Genomic DNA, 3916 nt, shown 5'->3' with positions numbered 1-3916 from the left:
GCAACCGTGGGCAACCGACATCGTCACTGAAGATGGGCGCCACTTTGACCGCAGCCAATACTACAACTGTATCGAGAGCATCTCCATGTACTTTGGCACTGGCGGCCAGGGCTTAACCTACACCGACTGGGAGGCGCAGGACTACGCCAAGACGCGCCTCATGGGCGACGACACCTGGTCCAATATCCCGCTTATCGCCACCAGCACGAGGCCTAGCTCGTGGCCGCAGGGCTACTACGACAAGAACCCCTCCTCGCCGACCTTTAAACAGTTCATCGAAACACCAGGTGAGCGCCACTGGCCAGGGCATTGGGCCATCGATCCCGACCCCACTTCACCCACCTACGGCCAGGAGGTTCCTGGCCGCTTTGTCTCCGACAAGGATATCTATTTCGTCATGGACGACAAGTGGAACGGCATCCGCAAGGGCGATGAGGTCAACGTTGGCTATCCCATTGGCTTTGACATGGAAGTAAGCGGCTATTGCTACGCGACACGGGCATACGAGGACATCGTTTTCTTCAACTACAATCTCATCTATCGCGATGACATCACCGATCCCAGTCGCCAACATTACAATGGGCCCATCGATGGGCTCTATTTTGGGTTCATTATTGACCCTGACCTCCCAGGGCGCGACCCCCAGGGTTACACCGTGGACCCTTGGGCGGAGGACGACTACTGCATCGCCGACACTACCCGCGGCATCTTCTTGATGTTCGACAAAGACGGCTGGGAGCGTGATGCGGATGACATTAACTCCGAGGGTCCCGTGTCGGCCTATGCCATTGCCTTTCTCAAGACACCTCGCGACATCGGCCTCACGGGGTTTCACTTCTATGAACAGGAGACCTTCGATGCCGAACCATGTGGTCGCAAGATGGAGGAGATCATCTATGCAATGGCCAGCGGCAAGAAGGAGATCCTTACCCCGCAAGACCAGCAGAAGTATTTCCACGGGCCTGACCCCAACTTTGACGATCTGAACCTGTTGCGGGAGTGGCAGGAGAGCTACCCGGTGGGGAGTCGTCCGGACGTGCACTTCCTCATGTCTTCTGGTCCGTTCAGCATCGCCCCTGGCGACACCTTGCCCTTGCACTTCTGCATCGTCGGTGGTTTTGACAACCCTGGGCCGCTGGATGCCGATGGGTTTCCCACCAACCCTTACGAGGTACGTTTTGCGGACGTGCTTAACAACTTTGCCAAAGCCATGGAACTGTACAACAACAAGTTCCAGGGCACCGGCCCCCCGAAGACCCCCACGCTGTACGCTGTCGGCACGAAGGTGCTGGACGAGAACGGCCTCCCGCTCGTCTACACCGGTGACAACAAGGTTACCCTCTACTGGGACGACGCCGCGGAAAAATCCGTCGACATCCTCACCAAGGAAAGAGACTTTGAGGGGTACAAAATCTACAAGGCCTACTTCGACCGCGACCTGGACTATGTCGACTGGGGCCAGGAGGTCTATGAGATCACCGACAAGGGCACGCCCGGTGCGGTTCTCACCTATGTGCCGGTCTTCCAGTGTGATCTGATCGACGAGTATGAGGGGGTAGATCCGTTCCAGCCCTGGTTTTATGTGGGCAACAATAGTGGCGTCGTCCACACCTGGACTGACAACAACGTGGTACCCGGTATTCGCTACCGCTACTGCATCACCGCCTATGACCACTGGTACGCGGACAGGGAGTTCAACTGCAATGAGACGGCGCGGGGCAATTCGTCCCGTGACCTCAACGTGGTCGATGTCATCCCTGGCGTGAGGCCCGTGGGCTATGTCGGGGCGCAGGTGGACACAGTGTTCCTGCGCTTGGCGGGCATGGGGACCGGTCCGATTGCCCTCAAGGTGATCGATGATGACGCGGTGCTTGGGCATACGTATACCTTGCAGATCGCCGACACCCTCGGCCGCCTTGCCTACAGCGTGTATGACGAGGATGAGCGGTGCTACAAGGTGAGCGATTGCACTAACATTGCCAACGAGAGCAGCGGCGTTGAACCGGAAGCTGCACCGATCTTCGACGGGGTGGGGCTGAAGATCATCAATCACGACGTAGTCGATCTCCTCCATGCCGGGTGGGCAAATGTGGTGGGCGACACCAGCACCTGGACATTCCGGCTGGTAGGGGCAACCAAACGGCAGCCCTCCGATTACGAGATCCGTTTCTTGGGGCCGAACGCTGATACCAACGCCGTGGGGACCAAGACGGTCCCGTTTCAGATCTGGAACGTGAGCATGGATCCCCCCAAGCAGGTGGACATCTTCATCACCCCTACCACCGGTGCTTTTGCCAGTGGCGACCAGATCAAATTGTGGGAGCGGCTGACCCCTGGCTCCACTACCCGCACCTTTACCTGGGTTTTTGAGTGGACGTGGAAACCCGACACCCAATGGGTAGGTGGGCAGCCGGTGGTCAACCCAATGGGCAAAGCGCCCAGCCCAGGCAGTGTCTTCCGGGTGACCACCAAGAAGCCCTTTGCTAGGGACAGGTTTCGTTTTCGTACCTATTCGCCTACCACTCGCGCCATCACTGCAGACGACCTGGCCCACATTAGGGTGGTGCCAAATCCCTATGTCGTGTACTCCAAGACCGAGCTGTACACCGGCTCGGCGCAATGGGAGCAGCGGGAGGTGCGTTTTACCCATTTGCCACCGCAGTGTACCATCAACATCTACACCCTCACGGGCGACCATGTGCGGGAGATTGTGCACAACATGCCTAGCTATGGAGAGGCACGGTGGGACCTGTTGACCAAAGAGAACCTTGAGGTGTCATACGGGATCTACATCTGGGTGGTGAAGACACCGAATGGCAACACCAAGATCGGGAAGTTGGCTGTTGTTAAGTGAATGAGGCAAAGGAGACCGAGGACATGAGAAAGACGATTGTTCTCCTACTTGCAGCGACGATTGTCGCTCCGGGGCCACTCTTTGCCCAGGGAGAGGTGCACAAGGTGGGTACCACGGCGGCCAACTTCCTCAACCTCGAGGTGGGGGCGCGGGCAGTGGGCCTGGCGGGCGCCTTCACTGCCCTTGCCAACGATGCCTCGGCCCTGAAGTGGAACCCGGCTGGCCTGTCGTTCTTCGACCGTCTGACCGTCACCTATCACAACGTCAACCTCTATGCGGATATCTCCCACCAGTTCGTGGGGGTGGTAATTCCCACGGGTGGCAACAACGTCTTCGGCGTTGCCCTTGACTATGTGGACTTGGGCAAGATCGAGAAGACCACCGTGGAAAGCCCTGACGGTACCGGCCTTTTCTTCTCCAGCTACAACATGGCCGTCAGTCTGAGTTACTCTCGCATGCTCACCGACCGCGTCACCTTTGGCGTGACCGGGCGCTACGTACACGAGCAGATCTGGCAAGAGAAGGCAGATGGCTACTGTGGGGATCTGGGGCTGTTATTCAGCCCAGGGCTCAGCGGCCTACGCGTGGGCATGAGCATCACCAATTTCGGCCCGAACATGGCTATGGATGATGGGCCACTCCAGACCTTCTCCTATGAGCCGCGCCCGGATCAGCCCGGTGTCGGCAACCGCAACCTGGACGCCAAGTTCATGGTGGACGACTACCCTATGCCGGTCAGTTTCCAGATGGGTGTCGCGCTGGATCTGGTGGGATCGAAGGCCTTCATGGTGAAGAGCTCTGCCAGCCGCCTCACGTGGGTGTGCGAGGTGAACGACGCGTTCGACAACCCAATGCGCGCCAAGTACGGCCTCGAATACGAGTGGCGCAACATCCTGGCCTTGCGCGCGGGTTACAAGCAGAACTACGACCTGGCCACCTTTTCCTTTGGCGGCGGGTTGCGCCTGCCGGTGTCGGGGATGAACGTGCGCTTCGACTACGCCCTTGCCGACTATGGCGACCTGGGCAGCATCCATGTCACCTCGGTAGAGATCGGCTTCTGAT

General features: G+C 58.6%; 2 protein-coding genes. Both read left to right on the top strand.

The genetic code is table 11. From position 1 onward, the window contains the following. The coding region (locus H5U38_09605) for a hypothetical protein (GenBank protein ID MBC7187276.1) at window positions 1-2854 on the top strand (2854 nt) is incomplete at its 5' end. Window positions 2855-2877: 23 nt separating this feature from the next. Next, window positions 2878-3915 carry a PorV/PorQ family protein gene (locus H5U38_09600; protein MBC7187275.1) on the top strand — a complete coding sequence of 346 codons (1038 nt, stop codon included), beginning with the start codon at window positions 2878-2880 and terminating at the stop codon, window positions 3913-3915. Window position 3916: the final 1 nt, after the last annotated feature.

The organism is Calditrichota bacterium, assembly GCA_014359355.1.
In the GTDB taxonomy this organism is placed as follows: Bacteria; Zhuqueibacterota; Zhuqueibacteria; order JANLFK01; family Oleimicrobiaceae; genus Oleimicrobium.
The sequence above is the reverse complement of the archived record's forward strand: the minus strand, read 5'-3'. Positions and strand labels throughout refer to the sequence as shown.